The 17185-nt window shown below is 61.5% G+C and carries 17 protein-coding genes and 1 tRNA gene; 17 read left to right on the forward strand and 1 reads right to left on the reverse strand.

Features of this window, described 5'->3' with window-relative positions:
* The first annotated feature begins 53 nt into the window (after nucleotides 1-53).
* The 12 genes from B7Y49_RS00965 to B7Y49_RS01020 all read left to right on the forward strand — a co-directional run bounded on the left by B7Y49_RS00965 (nucleotide 54) and on the right by B7Y49_RS01020 (nucleotide 12181).
* A complete protein-coding gene (locus B7Y49_RS00965; protein ID WP_374125690.1) occupies nucleotides 54-1397 on the forward strand; it encodes a DUF418 domain-containing protein in 1344 nt (447 codons plus the stop codon).
* Nucleotides 1398-1560: 163 nt separating this feature from the next.
* Nucleotides 1561-3780, forward strand: coding sequence for a DPP IV N-terminal domain-containing protein (locus B7Y49_RS00970; protein WP_374125800.1), 2220 nt, complete (start codon nucleotides 1561-1563; stop codon nucleotides 3778-3780).
* Between the two features lie 70 nt (nucleotides 3781-3850).
* On the forward strand, nucleotides 3851-5176 hold the full coding sequence (locus B7Y49_RS00975) for a DUF418 domain-containing protein (RefSeq protein ID WP_374125691.1): 1326 nt from the start codon (nucleotides 3851-3853) through the stop codon (nucleotides 5174-5176).
* A 66-nt stretch (nucleotides 5177-5242) separates the two neighbouring features.
* On the forward strand, nucleotides 5243-6271 hold the full coding sequence (locus B7Y49_RS00980) for an aspartate-semialdehyde dehydrogenase (protein ID WP_374125692.1): 1029 nt from the start codon (nucleotides 5243-5245) through the stop codon (nucleotides 6269-6271).
* Between the two features lie 2 nt (nucleotides 6272-6273).
* Nucleotides 6274-6714, forward strand: coding sequence for a GFA family protein (locus B7Y49_RS00985; RefSeq protein WP_374125693.1), 441 nt, complete (start codon nucleotides 6274-6276; stop codon nucleotides 6712-6714).
* Nucleotides 6711-7466 (forward strand): alpha/beta fold hydrolase, encoded by a 756-nt coding sequence (locus B7Y49_RS00990; protein ID WP_374125694.1) that lies wholly within the window; start codon nucleotides 6711-6713, stop codon nucleotides 7464-7466. The genes B7Y49_RS00985 and B7Y49_RS00990 overlap by 4 nt, the downstream gene beginning before the upstream one ends.
* Before the next feature lie 59 nt (nucleotides 7467-7525).
* The gene (locus tag B7Y49_RS00995; RefSeq protein ID WP_374125695.1) at nucleotides 7526-9349 is read left to right on the forward strand and encodes a M2 family metallopeptidase; all 1824 of its coding nucleotides are present in this window, start codon (nucleotides 7526-7528) and stop codon (nucleotides 9347-9349) included.
* Nucleotides 9343-9960: a TetR/AcrR family transcriptional regulator gene (locus B7Y49_RS01000; protein WP_374125696.1), complete on the forward strand. Its 618-nt coding sequence runs from the start codon at nucleotides 9343-9345 to the stop codon at nucleotides 9958-9960. Before B7Y49_RS00995 ends, B7Y49_RS01000 begins: the two co-directional genes overlap by 7 nt.
* A 78-nt stretch (nucleotides 9961-10038) precedes the next feature.
* Nucleotides 10039-10932 (forward strand): SDR family NAD(P)-dependent oxidoreductase, encoded by an 894-nt coding sequence (locus B7Y49_RS01005; protein ID WP_374125697.1) that lies wholly within the window; start codon nucleotides 10039-10041, stop codon nucleotides 10930-10932.
* Nucleotides 10933-11036: 104 nt separating this feature from the next.
* A complete protein-coding gene (gene rpmE / locus B7Y49_RS01010; RefSeq protein WP_374125698.1) occupies nucleotides 11037-11267 on the forward strand; it encodes a 50S ribosomal protein L31 in 231 nt (76 codons plus the stop codon).
* Between the two features lie 87 nt (nucleotides 11268-11354).
* A complete protein-coding gene (locus B7Y49_RS01015) occupies nucleotides 11355-11690 on the forward strand; it encodes a PilZ domain-containing protein (RefSeq protein WP_374125699.1) in 336 nt (111 codons plus the stop codon).
* Between the two features lie 89 nt (nucleotides 11691-11779).
* Nucleotides 11780-12181: a hypothetical protein gene (locus B7Y49_RS01020; protein WP_374125700.1), complete on the forward strand. Its 402-nt coding sequence runs from the start codon at nucleotides 11780-11782 to the stop codon at nucleotides 12179-12181.
* Between the two features lie 39 nt (nucleotides 12182-12220).
* Here the strand turns inward: B7Y49_RS01020 and B7Y49_RS01025 are convergent.
* Nucleotides 12221-12310: transfer RNA gene (locus B7Y49_RS01025), tRNA-Ser, on the reverse strand.
* Nucleotides 12311-12476: 166 nt separating this feature from the next.
* Here B7Y49_RS01025 and B7Y49_RS01030 point away from each other — a divergent pair.
* Genes B7Y49_RS01030 through B7Y49_RS01050 form a run of 5 tightly spaced genes read left to right on the forward strand, consistent with a single transcriptional unit; the run spans nucleotide 12477 to nucleotide 17153 of the window.
* The gene (locus tag B7Y49_RS01030) at nucleotides 12477-13454 is read left to right on the forward strand and encodes a lytic transglycosylase domain-containing protein (RefSeq protein WP_374125801.1); all 978 of its coding nucleotides are present in this window, start codon (nucleotides 12477-12479) and stop codon (nucleotides 13452-13454) included.
* Nucleotides 13438-14319 (forward strand): SPOR domain-containing protein, encoded by an 882-nt coding sequence (locus B7Y49_RS01035; protein WP_374125701.1) that lies wholly within the window; start codon nucleotides 13438-13440, stop codon nucleotides 14317-14319. The genes B7Y49_RS01030 and B7Y49_RS01035 overlap by 17 nt, the downstream gene beginning before the upstream one ends.
* Before the next feature lie 43 nt (nucleotides 14320-14362).
* A complete protein-coding gene (locus B7Y49_RS01040; RefSeq protein ID WP_374125702.1) occupies nucleotides 14363-15535 on the forward strand; it encodes a D-alanyl-D-alanine carboxypeptidase family protein in 1173 nt (390 codons plus the stop codon).
* A complete protein-coding gene (gene tmk / locus B7Y49_RS01045; protein ID WP_374125703.1) occupies nucleotides 15532-16173 on the forward strand; it encodes a dTMP kinase in 642 nt (213 codons plus the stop codon). The genes B7Y49_RS01040 and tmk overlap by 4 nt, the downstream gene beginning before the upstream one ends.
* Complete coding sequence (locus B7Y49_RS01050; RefSeq protein WP_374125704.1) at nucleotides 16170-17153, forward strand: AAA family ATPase; 984 nt, start codon at nucleotides 16170-16172, stop codon at nucleotides 17151-17153. Before tmk ends, B7Y49_RS01050 begins: the two co-directional genes overlap by 4 nt.
* Nucleotides 17154-17185: the final 32 nt, after the last annotated feature.

Raw genomic sequence — 17185 nt, forward strand, 5'->3', positions numbered from 1 at the left:
ACAGGCGCTGTATTACACTTATATCACACCCGAACAAGAAGGGCGGGCATCCCATGAGCAGCGTGAATTTGACCGGCGTTGCCGAGCCGGACGGCGCACCCGTTGTTGCGCCCGTTCGCACGCCCCGCGTTGCCGTCGTCGATATCCTGCGCGGTATCGCCATCATCGGTATACTGTTCATGAACATCAACGACATGGGGCAGTCGCTCTATGCATCGTCAGACGATATCCGGCATCTAGGATGGAGACCTTGGGACCAGGCGGCGTGGTGGCTGCGCGAAGTTCTCGCCAATGGCACCGCACGCTGTCTGCTCGAGATGCTATTCGGCGTCGGCATGGTCATCCTGACCGATCGTTTCGCGACCGAGGCTAGCGAATGGGCGGTGCTGCGCCGCTATTATGTCCGCAACATCGTGCTGTTCCTGTTTGGCGTCATCCACATGTACATCCTACTGTGGCCGGGCGACATTCTGCATAGCTATGGTCTGGCAGCGCTTGTTGCCGTGTTTGCGCGCAGCTGGCGGCCGCATTGGCTGTTGACGCTGGGGCTATCGCTGGCCTTTTTCCAGCTGCTCGGCGGGGGCTATTTTGGTTATTACCAGTCGGTGGTCCGCAAGGCTGAAATCGCCGCGATCGAACAACGCGTACAGGCTGGGCAGAAAATCAGCCCCGCTGACCGCAAGCTGCTGAAAAAGTCTGCGGAAAACAAAGCCGAACGCGCCAAAGACAACGCTGAATCTACCGCACAGATCGCCGCCGAAGATAAAGGGCGCTCAGGCGACACCTGGAGCTGGGTAAACACGCAGATCGTGGTCTCGCGAGATCGCTTCCCAGCGTTCATGGAAATCTTCGTGATGTGGGAAGCCGCCGGCACGATGCTAATCGGCGCAGCGCTGTTCAAGCTCGGGATCATTCAGGGTGGACGATCGCGACATTTCTATCGGACGATGACCCTGATCGCTTATGGTATCGCGATACCTTTGCGAACGATCGGCGCCTGGGAACAGACCCGCTTCGGCGAGGGGCCATATCTCATCTGGTTCACATCGGAGATCGCACGACTGCTAATGACGCTTGGCCATGTCGGGCTGGTGCATCTCATCATCTCCAGCGTCGCCGGCCACAGGCTGTTGCGCCCATTCGAGGCGGCTGGAAAGACGGCGCTATCCGTGTACATCGCACAAACATTGATCACGTTGTGGGTGCTGTTCCCGCCGTTCGGGTTTCACCTCTACGGGCAACTCACCTGGGCACCCTTGATGCTGTCAGCCGTCGCCATCAATGTGATCCTCTTGGTGCTAGCAAACCTTTACATGCGTTATCTTGACATCGGCCCGGTCGAATGGGCGTGGCGATCGCTGATCGAATGGCGAGCGCTGCCCTGGCGCCGACGCTAAGGGCCGGTCGTCATCGCTGCCAATGTTGGCGACCCTTTACGCCGTGGATCCAACCCGCAATAACGCGCTGCAACACGTCTGAAGTCATAGGGCGACAAAAAATCGGAATCGGGGATGCACGGTGGCAAAGAGCTTGAGCGTTGGGTTGTGGTTGTCAGCAGCGATGCTGCCGGTGCTGTGTATTTCCGGTGTGACGGCGAGTGCGGCGATGGCCGTTGAACCGGTCGTCGCCACTCCGCTGACGCTGAAGCGGTTGTTCGCCAGCCCCGATCTTTCTGGCCCGCAGCCCCGAGCGCTTCGGCTATCACCCGACGGTAGCCTGCTAACGTCGCTCCGCGCGCGTACTGACGAAAAGGACCGGTTCGATCTTTGGGCGCTCGATACAAAGACCGGCAAAGAACATATGCTGGTCGATTCCAAGAAAATCGGATCAGGCGCCGAGCTTTCCGAAGCCGAAAAAATGCAGCGCGAACGGGCGCGGATCGGCGGTTCGCGCGGGATTGTCGCCTATGACTGGGCACCCGATGGCAAATCGATCCTCGTCCCGCTCGATGGTGACCTGTTCCTCGCCACGCTCGACGGCAAGGTATCTCGGCTGACCGATACCAAGGATGGTGAGCTCAACCCCGTGATCAGCCCAGCGGGCGGCTTCGTCAGCTTCGTGCGCGATCAGAACCTTTATGTGCAGCCCATCGCCGGCGGCGCGGCACGCCAGCTGACGACGACAGGCGCAGGCACCGTCCATTGGGGCGAGGCCGAATTCGTCGCGCAGGAGGAAATGGATCGTCGTACCGGCTATTGGTGGTCGCCGGGCGACAAGCTGATCGCGGTCGAACGGTTCGACGATGCGCCGGTCGGCGTCGTGACTCGTACCGCAATTGGTGCAGAGGGCACCAAGGTGTTCGATCAACGCTATCCCGCCGCAGGCACGCCCAACGCGCTCGTCGAGCTTTATGTCATGAAGCCCGATGGCTCGGCGCACGTGAAGGTCGATCTGGGCGACGACCCCGATATCTATCTCGCTCGGGTCGATTGGACGCCCGATGGCAAGACGTTGCTTGTCCAGCGACAGTCACGCGACCAAAAGACGCTCGATATGCTCCGTGTCGATCCGGAGACCGGCAAGTCGACGGTGATGTTCACCGAAAAGTCGGGCGGGCGCAGCTGGATCAACTTGAGCGACGATTACCGCGCGATGGCCGATGGCAGCCTGATCTGGCGATCGGAACGCAGCGGCTATGGCCATCTCTATCATTATCGGCGCGGCAAATGGACGCCGCTGACGAGCGGTGACTGGGTCGTAACCCGGCTGGTCGGCGTCGATGAGAAAAAGGGGCGGCTGTATTTCAGCGGCAATAGAGACGATGCGCTCGAACAGCATCTCTACGCCGTCGATATCGCCCGCCCCAAAACGGTAACGCTCCTGACCGAGCGCGGCTGGACCAATGGCGCGAGCATGGACGCCGCTGCAAGCCGCTTCATCATCACGCGATCAAACCCCAACCAGCCCGCGCAAACCTATCTCGCGGACACCACCGGCAAGCGGATCGCGTGGATCAACGAGAATGCCATCAAGCCGGGCCATCCCTATCACCCCTATCTCGCGAGCCATGAGCCGCGTCAGTTCGGCACGCTGAAGGCAGAGGATGGCACCACGCTTTATTGGGAAATGATCACGCCGAAGCTGGAGCCGGGCAAGAAGTATCCGGTTTTTTTCCAGCATTATGGCGGCCCCGGTACGGGCCAGCAGGTGACGCGCGGGTGGAATGGCGCGCTTGCGCAGTATCTGGCCGATCGGGGCTATATCTTTTTCCAGATCGACAACCGTGGTTCGTTTAATCGCGGCAAGGCGTTTGAGGATCACATCTATCACGCGATGGGCACCGTCGAGGTCACCGATCAACTCGCAGGAGCGAAGTTCCTGAAGGAACAGCCCTTCGTCGATGCCGATCGGATCGCGACTTACGGCTGGTCCTATGGCGGTTATATGACGATCAAGATGCTTCAGGCGAATCCGGGCGTGTATGCTGCCGGTATTTCCGGCGCACCCGTGACCAAATGGGAATTGTACGACACCCATTACACCGAACGCTATCTGGGCGATCCCAACAAGGACCCCAACAGCTATGCCAGCTCCAACGCGCTCGCCGATGCCGTCAAGATCAGCGATCCTTTGTTGCTGATCCACGGCATGTCGGACGATAATGTTGTGTTCGAAAATGCGACCGCCTTTGCCGCCGAGATGCAAAAAAAAGCGCGCCCGTTCGAGATGATGTTTTATCCCGGCCAAACCCACCGCGTCGGCGGGCCGGGCATCAGCGAGCATCTTTGGACGACGATCCTCGAGTTCCTCGACCGGCGGATGCCGACGAAGAAACAATAGCGCCGTCTCGAGCCGATTGACGCCCGTTAACCGCTAACCTAGCGTCCCTCCGATCGTTCGGGGGGACGTAATGACGGCAGCGACGGAACTGGCACCAGTGCGCGGCAAGGCGCGTATCGATGTGCTCGATATGATGCGCGGGTTTGCGATCCTGGGCATCTTCTTCATGAACATCCCGTTCCAAGCCGCGTCGACCTATGCTCAGTTTGCCGATATCCGGCTGATCGGCTGGTCTGCCGCCGATCAGACGAGCTGGGCGACGATCCAGATCCTGTTTGAGGGCACCCAGCGCTGCCTGCTCGAATTCCTGTTCGGCGCGGGCATGATGGTGATCGCCACCAAGGCGATGGCCCCGGACGGCCCCGTCGCGATCGCCGATCTTTATATGCGGCGGACGATGTGGCTGCTGCTGTTTGGCGCGATCGACATTTTTCTGGTGCTGTGGGTTGGCGACATTCTGTCGGTTTATGCCGTGGCTGGGCTGTTCCTGTTTCCGTTCCGCACGCTCGGGCCGCGTGTGCTGCTTGGTTTGGGGCTCAGCTTTGCGCTGGTAACGGCGGTCGGTGGGGCAATCGAATATTCGAGCCGGGCATCGCTGGTGGGGCAGGTTACGATCGCACAGCAGCACAAGGCGACCAACACGCCCCTAACCAAAGCCGAAGCGACGGTGCTCGCCGAGTGGCAGAAGAAGCTCGACCGGTTCAAACTGTCTAAGGAAGATGCCAAGAAGATCGCAGACGAAAAGAAGGCGCATCAGGGCGGTGCCCTTGCCTATGCCCAGTTGATGTGGGGCCAATGGGTCGAATTTTTCTGGCTTGGCGGGTTTTTCTGGCTGACCGTCGTCGAAGCATTCTGTGCGATGCTGATTGGCGTCGCGATGTGGAAATGGGGGATCATTCAGGGGCAGCGCAGTGCGCTATTCTATCTGATCCTCGGAGGACTTGCGTACGGTTTCGGCATTACGGCGCGCTGGATGGGCGCGCAGGAGATCATGGCGTTCTCGCCGCAACCGAAAACGATCTGGATCACCGCCGAATTCGCGCGGCTGGCAGTGGGCGTGGGGCATTTGGCACTATTCAATTTGCTCGTGAAGTCGCGCGCCGGGTGGCTGATCCTGTCGCCGTTCCGCGCGGCGGGCCGGACAGCGTTTTCGCTTTACTACATTGAGCAGATTATCGGGCTGCACATCCTGTTCTCCCCCTATGGTTTCAACCTGTGGGGGCGATTTGGCTGGGCGGAGATGACCGGTATTGCAGCTGCAATGTTCGTTGGCCTGCTCGTCGTCGCCAACATCTGGGTGCGCTATTTCGCGATGGGGCCGCTCGAATGGCTGTGGCGCAGCCTGTCCTATCTCAAATGGCAGCCGTTCCGGCACCCGCCCCCCCAGCCCGGCTGACATCCGCGCTGGACAAAAATGCACTGAGGCGTATGCGACCGCCTTACGTAAGTTTTGGAGCGAGTTATGGGGTACCGGATCGTCGTTGTCGGCGCGACAGGCAATGTCGGGCGCGAAATGCTCAACATTCTCGCTGAACGCGAATTCCCGCTGGCGGATGTCGCTGCGGTGGCGTCGTCGCGCAGCCAGGGCACGGAGATCGATTTCGGCGACAGCGGCCGGATGCTCAAGGTGCAAAGCCTCGAGCATTTCGACCCGACCGGCTGGGACATGGCGCTGTTTGCGATCGGATCCGAAGGATCGCGGCTGCACGCTCCGCGTTTTGCGGCGGCTGGTTGTACGGTCATCGACAACGCATCGGAATACCGGATGGACCCCGATGTGCCGTTGATCGTGCCCGAGGTGAACCCGCAGGACATCGACGGCTACCGCCGCAAGAACATCATCGCCAACCCCAATTGCTCGACCGCGCAGATGGTCGTCGCGCTGAAGCCGCTGCATGATTACGCGACGATCAAGCGCGTCGTCGTCTCGACCTATCAATCGGTATCGGGTGCTGGGAAGTCGGGCATGGACGAGCTGTTCGAACAGAGCCGCAACATTTTCGTCGGTGACAGCGCCGAGCCGCACAAGTTCACCAAGCAGATCGCGTTCAACGTGATCCCGCATATCGACAGCTTTCTTGACGACGGCTTCACCAAGGAAGAATGGAAGATGGTGGTCGAGACGAAGAAGATCCTCGATCCCAAGATCAAAGTGGTGGCGACGTGCGTGCGCGTGCCCGTGTTTGTCGGCCATTCGGAGGCGATCACAATCGAGTTCGAGAACGAGATTTCGGCGAAGAAGGCGCAAAGCATCCTCCGCGAGGCCCCCGGTGTGATGCTGGTCGATAAGCGGGAAAACGGCGGCTACGTCACCCCGATCGAATGCGTCGGCGATTATGCGACGTTCGTCAGTCGCGTGCGGGAAGACCCGACCGTCGATAACGGTCTGGTGCTTTGGTGCGTGTCCGACAATCTACGCAAGGGCGCGGCGCTGAACGCGGTGCAGATCGCCGAGTTGCTCGGTCGGCGGCATTTGAAGAAGGCTGCCTGAACTTGGCAATCACCGGCGGCTGCCAGTGCGGCGCGGTTCGCTATAGTCTCGAGGGTGCGTTGCCCGCCGCCTATTCCTGCCATTGCGGCGAGTGCAAGAAGCAGTCGGCGAGCGCCTTTTCGATGTCGGTAGCCATCGACACGGCTAATCTGCGCTGGACCGGCGATCCCGCGATGTTCGAGACGGTCGCGTTCAGCGGCGCGCGCAAGCTCTGCTATTTCTGCGCAAACTGCGGGACGCGACTGTGGCACCGCGGTAGCGAGGATAGCGCGGCGGCGTCGCTGAAAGTGGGCACGCTTGATGACACTGTGGGGATCGAACCGATGGGGCATCTCTGGATGTCCAAGATACAACCGGGCATCGCGATCGCCAAGGATGTACCTGCGTTCGACACCCAGCCCGACGATGTCGCAGCCTGGCGGACGAGCTTGGTGAAACGATGACCACCCCCAAGATCCATCGTTTCGCCGGTTTCGACGGTGCCGAGCTTGTCTGGCGTGAAATGGGGGAGGGGCGGCCGGTGGTGCTCCTCCATGGCTTCTTCTCCGACGCACAGACCAACTGGATCCGCTACGGCCATGCCGAGTCGATTGCGGCGAGGGGCTTTCGCGTCATCATGCCCGATCTGCGCGCGCATGGGGGGAGCGCCAGGCCGCATGACCCCACCGCTTATCCGCCCGATGCGCTTGCAAAGGACGGATTGGCACTCGTCACGCATTTGGGTCTGACTGATTATGATCTCGGCGGTTACTCGCTTGGCGGGCGGACCACCGCGCGCATGCTCGCGCTGGGCGCGACCCCGCGGCGCGTCGTCATCTCGGGCATGGGATTTGAGGGGCTGACGCAGACGGGCAAGCGCAGCGAATTTTTCCGCAACATCCTCACCAATCCGGGCAGCTTCGAGCGCGGTACGCCCGAATGGCTGGCGGAGGCTTTCCTGAAAACCAGCGGCGGCGATGCCAAGGCGCTGGTCCATATCCTCGATACGTTCGTCAATATGACTGACGCCGAACTGGCGGGGATCACGCAATCCGTGCTCGTGCTGTCGGGCGCCGATGATTTCGATAACGGATCGGCCGAGGCGCTGGCGAAGGCGTTGCCCATGGCGACTTATGTCATTGTCCCAGGCAACCACATGAGCGCTGTGGTGAAGCCCGAACTGGGCCAGGCAATCGCAGAATTTCTGGCCGCTTGACGTCACAGGCCGTGGCTGCTCACTTGCGCGCCAACAGTATCGCTTATCGAGGAAAGCCAATGATCCGCACCGGAATCTCCACTCTGGCATTTGCCGCCGCGCTCGTCACTGCACCGGCCATCGCGCAGCAGGCTGAACCGACGGTGCCGACTGCCGCTGCGGCGGACGCGTTCATTGCGGATGCCGAAAAACAACTCGCCGATTTCTCGCTCGATGCCAATCGCACGCAGTGGATCAACGCCACCTATATCACCGATGATACCGACGCACTTGCCGCCAAGAGCAATGCGCAAGGCACCGAGCTATCGGTGAAGCTCGCGCTGGAGGCGGCGCAATTTCAAAAGGCTGCCGGGCTATCGCCCGATACGCGCCGCAAGCTCGATCTGCTGCGCGGTGGCATTTCGCTGCCAGCGCCGACCATGCCCGGCGCCGCGACCGAACTCGCGACGATCGTGACGCGGATGTCCTCTCAATATGGCAAGGGCAAGGGCACACTTGATGGCAAGCCGATCAACGGCAGCGATATCGAGGCCGCGATGGGCACCGAGCGCGATCCCGCCAAGCTGAAGGAAATGTGGGTCAGCTGGCACGACAATGTCGGCGCACAGATGCATGCCGATTATGCCCGCGGGGTGGAGATCGCCAACAAGGGCGCCGTCGAGCTTGGCTATACCGATGTCGGTGCGATGTGGCGTTCAGGCTATGACATGAGCCCGGAAGAATTCGCCGCGCTGACGGAAAAGCTGTGGCGCGAAGTCGAGCCACTGTACCGCGCGCTCCACGCCTATACGCGCACCAAGCTGAACGAGAAATATGGCGATGCGGTCCAGCCAAAAACGGGGCCGATCCGCGCCGATCTGCTCGGCAATATGTGGGCGCAAGAGTGGGGCAATATCTATGAACTCGTCGCACCAAAAGGCGCGGGTGACCTGGGCTTCGATACCGGCGAGCTGCTGAAGGAAAAGGGTTTCGACCCCATCAAGATGGTGCGCGCAGGGGAGGGGTTCTATTCCTCGCTCGGCCTTGCACCGCTGCCGGACACGTTCTGGGCGCGATCACAGATTACCAAGCCCGCTGACCGAGAGGTCATCTGCCACGCGTCGGCATGGGATCTCGACAATCAGCACGATATCCGGATCAAAATGTGCACCAAGGTCAACGGCGACGATTTCGTCACGATCCACCATGAGCTTGGCCACAACTACTATCAGCGGGCCTACAAGGCGCAGCCCTATCTCTACAAAAATGGCGCAAATGACGGCTTCCATGAAGCGATCGGCGATTTCGTCGCGCTGTCGATCACACCGCAATATCTCGTCGATATCGGCCTGCTGGCAAAAGAAAAGGTACCGAGCCCGGACAAGGACATCGGCCTGTTGCTGAAACAGGCGATGGACAAGGTCGCGTTTCTTCCCTTCGGCCTGCTTATCGATCGCTGGCGCTGGGGGGTCTATTCGGGTGAGATCAAGCCACAGGCCTATGAAAGCGCGTGGAACGCGATGCGGCTGAAGTATCAGGGTATCGTACCCCCGGTAGAGCGCGATGACACGCGATTCGATCCCGGTGCGAAATATCACGTGCCCGCGGCGGTGCCTTACACGCGCTATTTCCTCGCAAGATTGCTGCAATTCCAGTTTTATGAGGCAGCATGCAAGCAGGCCGGGTGGAAGGGTCCCCTCCATCGCTGTTCCTTTTTCGGCAACAAGGATGTTGGCCAGCGGCTGAACGCGATGCTGGAATTTGGCCAATCAAAGCCTTGGCCCGACGCGCTGCAGGCCTTTACCGGCAGCCGGGAAATGTCCGCAAAACCGATGGCGGCTTATTTCGCGCCGTTGAAGAAATGGCTCGACACGCAGAACAAGGGCAAGCCGACCGGGTGGTAACGCCAACAATGTCGATCGCCGCTATCCCATCCGCCACATCCACTCGCGATCGGCTGATCGACGCTGCCTTTCGCGTGGTGGCGCGCGAGGGGCTGGAAGCGGCGAGCGTGAAAGTCATCGCCGCCGAGGCGGGGGTGACGTCCGGGCTGGTTCATTATCACTTCGCCACCAAGGAAGCGATGCTGGAAGCGGCGCTACACCGAGGGCTGGAAGATTATCTTGCCCGAAACCGGGACCGGCGCCTGGCCACGCCGCCACACAAACAGATTGAAGCCTTTTTTGCGGCCGCGCGCGAAGCCATCCAGCCAGATCGCGATTTTTTCAAAGTCCGGCTAGCGCTGGCAGCGCGGGCGATGACCGATCCCGCGCTGGCATCGGCGATGGGCGCAATCAATCGCGCGGCAATCGAGGAAGTGGCTCTGGTGTTCGCCGCTGCACGGGGAGAGACCATCGCCGAGACGAGCGATCTGGCTATTGCAGCGACGCTGAAGGCGGCATTCGACGGCATCATGCTCGCATGGATCAACGATCCCCAGTTTCCCATCGACACAGCAGGGGACATCCTGGAACAGGCCACCGTGACGTCGGCGCGAGAGCCTCGGCTTCTGTAGGTAATGGCAAGTCCGACTGCCTGGTTGATCCCCGCGCCGATTTCACCTATTGGTCGGTTGACCAACTAAGGAACTGCTATGCGCATTGTGATGACCGGGGCAACCAGCGGAATTGGGCTGGCGGCAGCTAAGACATTGATCGCGATGCCAGATGTTTCGCTGATCATCGGCGTCCGGCAGCCGAGCGCTCTTCCTGTCGCGTTGGCGGGAAGGGTTAAGGCATTGCCGCTCGATCTGGCCGATCTGGCGAGCGTCGACCATTTTGCAGACGAGGCTATCGCGCTGGGGCCAATTGATGTGCTTATCGGCAATGCCGGAATCCAATTGAACGCACCACAGCGCAGCGCCCAAGGGTTCGAACTGACCTTCGCCACTAATCATCTTGCACATTATCTGCTGGCCCGTCGGGTCGCCGACCATATTTCCCCGTCAGGCCGGATCATCCTGACATCGAGCGGCACGCATGATCCTGCCGAAGAAACCGGCATTCCCGCCCCGCGCCATGCCAATGCCGAACGCTTGGCCTATCCCGAACGCGATCCTGAGCTCGACAAGGCAGCGGGGGTCGCTGGCCGTCGGGCCTATTCGACGTCGAAACTGTGCAACCTGATGACGATCCGCGAACTAGCGCACCGACGAAGCGATCGGCCGGATCTGACGATCCTCGCATTCGATCCGGGCTTCGTTCCCGGCACGGGGCTCGCCCGCAGCTATGGTCCGCTGATCAACTGGCTGTTCCGCAACGTCCTCCCGGTCGTCATTCGCGGCTCGCATGTCAGCACAGCGCCGCTATCGGGGCGGGCGCTCGCCGCGCTGGCGACCGATCCGGTCTATGCTGGAGGTCGCGGATTATACTGGTCGATGGAAAAGGGTCGCGCGATCGAACGAAAACCGTCGACACTGGCGCGCGATGACGCGGCGTGTGCGGCGCTATGGAATGACAGCGCGGCCCTGATCGGCCTTGCCGCTTGAGGCGAAACGATGCGCCCGATTGCAGCGCTCGTCAGTCCATGCTAGGCGCGCGCCTCCAAAACGTCCGGCTGGTCGGTAACCAGCCACTGACAAAGGCTTTCATCGTGAAAAAAGATACCCATCCCGATTACCACTTCATCACCGTTCAAATGACGGACGGCTCCAGCTATCAGACGCGCTCGACCTGGGGCAAGGAAGGCGATCTGATGACGCTGGAAATCGATCCGCTGGCGCATCCAGCATGGACCGGTGGCAATTCGCGCCTGATGGATAGCGGCGGCCAGGTCGCACGCTTCAACAAGCGGTTTGGTGGTCTTTCACTCGGCAAAAAGTAAGAACAACGCCTCGGCTGACGCGTCGTCGTTAACGGCGCGTTAGCCCTGTCGCGATAGGCTTCCCCATGACACCCATGAGGATTGCCAATGTTCGCTGCCGAATTCGAGCCTGCTGAAACAAACGGACGGCGCCGCAGCCCGCGCGCGCCGGTGTCGCTCGACGCCCGGATCGGGCGGGGCGGGCTCGATCGTACCTTGTGCCGCGTTGTTGATCTCTCACCATTCGGCGCTCGGCTGCAGACCTATTCAGCGCTGCGCGTTGGGACGATGATCTGGCTTACCCTGCCGCAGGTTGGCCCCGTCGCCGCGAGCATTATCTGGTCGGACGATTTTGCTGCGGGTTGCCAGTTTCAGGAGCCGATTGGGCAGGACGCGTATGACGCGCTGATCGAACTCGATCAGACCACGCGCAAGGCCGGTTGAGGGGTGCGGGGGTGAAAGCCTGCCCAAAATGTAAGATCTCGGTCCGAGACGAAACGACCATGTGCCCGGCATGCGGCTATGGCTTTTCGATGTTCAGCCTGAAATCGGTGTTGATGATACTCGGCTTTGGCGTCGTGCTGACCTATGCGGCCGGCTCGCTGATCGCCAGCCTGCCACGCGAGGAGAAGATCGTTGTGGCGCCGCCCGTAAAGCCCTTCCCGACGCGCAACGCCTTTGCCGAAAGCCTTCCCGCGCTGAAGGGCCCTGCCCGCGCCATGATGCTCGGCAAGCTGATGACCAAATCAGGTCAGCCCTGCGCCAATGTAAAACGTTCTTTCTTTGCCGGCAGCCGCGACGGCTTGGCCTTCTGGAACGTACGCTGCGAAGGGTCGGGCGATTGGATGATCCAGGTGAAAAACGATTCGTCGATCACGCGCGTCGCCTGCAACGACCACCCCCAAATCAAGGCGCTGTGCTGGAAGCCCCTATAACGGCTGCTGTAGCGACACCCTCACCGGATGCCTCGTCGTTGGCGGACAGGGTGGGATTCGAACCCACGGTGAGCTTCCACCCACGGCGGTTTTCAAGACCGCTGCCTTAAACCACTCGGCCACCTGTCCCAAGGATGGGCAGGGCCTTACGCCGGGTATGATCTTTTGTGCAATAGCAGCGTCGCAAGGGGTTCATTGCGCGCAAGCGCTGTGGCACATAAGCGCCATGACCCGTTCGAGCGCCGCCTTTCGTCGACTCAGCACTGCTATCGTGGTCCTCATCGGTGGGCTGGTGATGGGCACCAGTGCGACGGCGCAGGATGAAGCCGGCTTTCAGGCCTATCTGCAGACGTTGGCCGCACAGGCAGAAGCGCGCGGCGTCTCCCGGTCCACGATCGACACCGTGGTCCCAACGCTTTCCTATCATCCTCGGGTGGTCGAGCTCGATCGAGCGCAACCGGGGGCGAACCCCAATGCGCCCGTGCCCGATTTTGAGCCCTATCGCGCCCGCCATGTTGATAGCGCCCGCATCAACCGTGGTCGGCAGGCCTATCAGGCGCTCCGTCCCCGGCTTGCCGCGATTGAGCGCGAAACCGGCGTACCGGAATCGATCATGATCGCGATCTGGGGCCATGAAACCAATTATGGCGCCGTCACCGGCAATTTCGATTTACCCCGGGCACTGGCATCGCTTGCCTATGAAGGGCGCCGGCGCGAGCTGTTTTCGGCAGAGTTCATTGCGACGTTGCAGATGCTCGATCGCGGCGTCCCGCGCGAACAATTGAAAGGTAGCTGGGCAGGAGCAACGGGCAATCCCCAATTCCTGCCATCGGTCTATATCCGGCTTGCTCGCGACGGTGATGGCGATGGCCGCGCCGACATCTGGACGAATGAGGCCGATACGCTGGCTTCGATCGCCAATTACTTCGTCAATGCCGGTTGGCGGGCAGGGCAGCCTTGGGGATTGGCGGTTGCCGTGCCCGGTACGCTCGATCGACAGGCCATCCGTAACCGCAGTGTTGCGCCGCGTTGCGCACGCGTGTTCGAACGGCATAGTGGCTGGAAAACGATTGCCGAATGGCGCGCGCTCGGCCTGATACCGCTCGATAAGGTTTGGCCAAACGATCAGGTGCAAGCGACGCTGATCGAGCCCGATGGGCCGGGCAAGACCGGCTATCTCTTGACGAGCAATTACCGGGTTATCCTTGATTACAATTGCTCCAATTTTTACGCGCTTTCGGTTGGCCTGCTCGCCGATGCTGTTGAACGTTGAGGCACGAACGATGATGGGGGCAACCGGAATGATCGCAATTGCGATGCTGCTCGCCGGATGCGGTGGAGGCAGCGACATCGAGTTCGCAGCGACGCTTGCTCCACAGAATGCGCCGGTTACCGAGCAATATACGCCCAACGACGTCACGCCGCCACCGCCCGGCCCCAGCCGCTATGATGCGGTCGGATATGCGACCGTGATGGCGGGCGGAGAATTGGGCCAGATACCGCAAATCAGCGCTACTCACGCCGGTCTGCCCGTAGGCAGCTTTGTCGAGTTGACCGGCCTCGATAGCGGCAAGACGATTATCGTCATCATCGCCGACGGCCCACCACCGCGCGACGGCTGGTTACTCACGCTATCGCCCGGTGCCGCGCAATTGCTCAACGCTGGGTCAAGCACGATGATTGCGGTGCGGGTCCGTCGGCTTGACCCACCCGGCCTCGATCAGTCGGCGCTGCGCGAAGGGCGTGCCGCCAGCGAGCGAATTGATGCGCCTCCAGTGTTGCTGCGTGCACTGCGCAAGCGGTTACCGTCATCACCTCGCGATGCGAGCCCTGCCAGCGCCGTATCGAAACCTAGGCCAGCGCGCGTCGCTCCAGGCGCGCCCTATCCGGTACCGGGGCGCGCCGCAGCAATTGCCGCGCCAGCAACCACCGGTACCGGGTTATTCGTCCAAATCGCCGCACTGTCGTCGCCCGAGCGCGCGACGGCGCTTGCGCAGAGCCTTGGCGCCAGCGTGCAGGCAAACGGTGGCATTTACCGCGTTCGACTGGGCCCCTATGCGGACCAGGTCAGTGCCGATCGTGCGCGCGCGGATATCGCCAATCGGGGCTATGCCGACGCCCGCATCGTCCGCGACTGAAAGACCCGCCCTTTCTTGCCCGAAGATGGAATATAGCACCCCGATGAAAAGATCTGCCACCGCCCTGTTGCTCGCAACGTCGCTCATCACGGCGCCTGCCATGGCGGCAAAGCCTCCGTTCGATACGCCCGCGCCGGTCGCGTTCATGCAGGATTTGTCGAGCGGCGCCGTGCTCTATGCCAAGGCTGCCGATCGACGCATGCCGCCAGCGTCGATGGCGAAGATCATGACGGTCTATGTCGCCTTCGATATGATCAGCCGGGGCGAGCTGAAGCTCGATCAGACCTTCGCGGTGCGACCGGAGACGTGGAAGAAATGGCATGGTCCTGCAGCGGGTTCGACCATGTTCCTTTCAGTCAATGAGAATGTCAGCGTCGCTAACCTCCTCTATGGAATCATCACCTTGTCCGGCAACGACGCCTGCGTCGTGCTTGCCGAGGGTATTTCGGGGACCGAGGAAGCCTTTGTTTCCCGGATGAACGAACAGGCCAAGAAGCTCGGCTTGCGCAACAGCCATTTCGGCAATTCGAACGGCTGGCCGGATGGTGGCATCACCTATGTCACCGCGCGCGATCTGTCTGCGCTGGCGACTGCGACAATCCAGAAGTTTCCGAAACTCTACAAGGAGTTCTATTCCAAGCCGAACTTCACTTGGGGGCGGACTATGGGATCGGGCCAGGCGATCACCCAGGCCAATCGTGATCCAATCCTGGGTCGGGTCGCCGGCGCGGACGGCCTGAAGACAGGGCACACCGAAGAGGCCGGCTATGGCTTTACCGGATCGGCCGAACAGAACGGACGCCGACTGGTGATGGTGATGGCCGGGCTGACGAGCTTCAATCAGCGGATCGAGGAATCGGTTCGCTTTATGGACTGGGGCTTTCGCGCCTGGCAGGCCAAGCCGATCGTAAAGGCGGGTCGCAAGGTGGAGACTGCCGAGGTTCAGGGCGGATCGTCAACGCGGGTCAACCTGGTCGCGCCCCGCGATCTGACCGCGACATTGCCCGGCGGTGCCGTGCCTGATTTGCAGCTTCGGGTGGTGTATAACGGCCCGATCAAGGCCCCAATCAAGAAGGGGCAGCACATCGCCGATCTGATGGTGATGTCACCCGATATGGAGCCGCAATATCTGCCGCTGGTCGCCGAAACCGATGTTGCCGAAGCGGAGTTTTTCGGCCGCGCCTGGGCTGGCTTCCTTTCGCTGTTCGGCATGTGAACGCAGGATCCTCCTCCGGTCGTTTCATTTCGCTGGAAGGCGGCGAAGGGGCCGGTAAATCGACCCAGGTGGCGCGGCTGGCAGCGGCGCTCGCCGATCGCGGCATCAACATGCTGGTGACGCGTGAACCCGGCGGCACAGAGGGGGCGGAGGCGATCCGTGCGCTGCTGATGCAGGGGGATGTCACCCGCTGGAGCGCGCGCACCGAAACGTTGCTGTTCGCCGCTGCCCGCGCCGACCATATCGAGAAACGGATCAAGCCGGCACTCGCAGCCGGACAATGGGTGATCTGCGATCGCTTCATCGACAGCACACGCGCCTATCAAGGCGTTGCCGGGGGCATTGATGACGCCGCGGTGCTGGCGATTCATGACTTCTGCACCGGCGGACTCCTGCCCGATCGGACGCTCATCCTCGAAGTGCCCATTGACGAGGGCCGGGCACGCGCCGCGAGCCGCGATGGCGCAGCGGCCGACCGGTTTGCGGCGCGCGGCGACCGCTTTCATGCCGATGTTGCCGCTGCCTTTCGGCGGATCGCAACTGATGAACCCGAACGCTGCCGGTTGATCAATGCCGCCGCCAGCCCCGACGCCGTCACCACCGCCATCCTGCACCAGCTCGCCGATCTGCTGCCATGACTATACCCCAAGGCAATGCCGATGCACACGCCGCGTTCCTTGCCGCCATGACGGGATCCGCCTTGCATCATGCCTGGCTGTTCACCGGGCCGCAGGGGGTGGGCAAGGCGAGTTTCGCCCGGACTGCTGCGCTACGCATGCTCGTGGACGCTGCCCATCCCGGCAAGCTGGCGCCTGGCTTTGACGTGCCCGATGATGATCGCACTCGCGCCCTGATCGCCGCCGGATCCCATCCCGATTACCGTGAGCTGGTGCGCCTACCCAAAGATCCCGACAAACCGGGACAGGATCTCGCCCGATCGATCACGATTGCACAGGTCCGCGCGTTGCAGCCGTTGTTTGCGACCACCCCGTCGATGTCGCCACGACGCGTGATCCTAATCGATTCGGTCGACGATCTCGAACGTCCGGGCGCGTCGAATGCGCTGCTCAAGAATCTTGAGGAACCGCCCGCTGGAACGATTTTTCTGCTGATCAGTCATTCGCCGGGCCGATTGCTTCCCACCATCCGCTCACGGTGCCGCCGGTTGCGGTTTGATCCGTTGAGCGATGAGGCGCTCGCCGGGGTGCTGCGCGCCAAACTTCCCGAAACAAGTGAGGCCGAGATCGGCGCGCTGGTGCGCGCTGCCGATGGTTCTCCGGGGCGCGCGCTGGGCTATGCTGGGCTGGATATGGCCGCGCTTGATGGCGTTATGACGGCAATCGCGCGTGACGGCGACCGCGCCAACGCGCATCGCACCAAACTCGCCAAGGCACTTTCGCTGAAAGCCGCCCAACCGCGCTATGAGGCGTTTCTTGACCGCGTCCCGACCTTCATTGCCGAGGCGAGCGCCGATCGCACCGGGGAGTCGTTGAAAACAGCGCTCGATGCCTATGACGGTGCCCGCGCGCTGGCGATCAGCGCGCGCGCGCTGTCGCTTGACCAGCAGGCGACCGTCTATGAGATGGCGGGCCTCGTCGCGAAACTGGCGGCGCGCTAGGCTTCAATTGAGTGCGATGTTGCTTTAGGGAC

Origin of the sequence: Sphingomonas sp. 28-62-11 (genome assembly GCF_002278865.1) — a bacterium.
GTDB lineage: Bacteria > Pseudomonadota > Alphaproteobacteria > Sphingomonadales > Sphingomonadaceae > Sphingomonas.

Coding starts and splice junctions, on each gene's coding strand:
- B7Y49_RS01020 (WP_374125700.1), top strand. CDS start 11,780: ATGTTCAGCCTGAAATCGGTGTTGATGATACTCGGCTTTGGCGTCGTG.
- B7Y49_RS01040 (WP_374125702.1), top strand. CDS start 14,363: ATGAAAAGATCTGCCACCGCCCTGTTGCTCGCAACGTCGCTCATCACG.
- B7Y49_RS01050 (WP_374125704.1), top strand. CDS start 16,170: ATGACTATACCCCAAGGCAATGCCGATGCACACGCCGCGTTCCTTGCC.
- B7Y49_RS01005 (WP_374125697.1), top strand. CDS start 10,039: ATGCGCATTGTGATGACCGGGGCAACCAGCGGAATTGGGCTGGCGGCA.
- B7Y49_RS00965 (WP_374125690.1), top strand. CDS start 54: ATGAGCAGCGTGAATTTGACCGGCGTTGCCGAGCCGGACGGCGCACCC.
- B7Y49_RS01030 (WP_374125801.1), top strand. CDS start 12,477: ATGGGCACCAGTGCGACGGCGCAGGATGAAGCCGGCTTTCAGGCCTAT.
- B7Y49_RS01015 (WP_374125699.1), top strand. CDS start 11,355: ATGTTCGCTGCCGAATTCGAGCCTGCTGAAACAAACGGACGGCGCCGC.
- B7Y49_RS01035 (WP_374125701.1), top strand. CDS start 13,438: ATGCTGTTGAACGTTGAGGCACGAACGATGATGGGGGCAACCGGAATG.
- B7Y49_RS00995 (WP_374125695.1), top strand. CDS start 7,526: ATGATCCGCACCGGAATCTCCACTCTGGCATTTGCCGCCGCGCTCGTC.
- B7Y49_RS00970 (WP_374125800.1), top strand. CDS start 1,561: ATGCTGCCGGTGCTGTGTATTTCCGGTGTGACGGCGAGTGCGGCGATG.
- B7Y49_RS00975 (WP_374125691.1), top strand. CDS start 3,851: ATGACGGCAGCGACGGAACTGGCACCAGTGCGCGGCAAGGCGCGTATC.
- B7Y49_RS00980 (WP_374125692.1), top strand. CDS start 5,243: ATGGGGTACCGGATCGTCGTTGTCGGCGCGACAGGCAATGTCGGGCGC.
- B7Y49_RS00990 (WP_374125694.1), top strand. CDS start 6,711: ATGACCACCCCCAAGATCCATCGTTTCGCCGGTTTCGACGGTGCCGAG.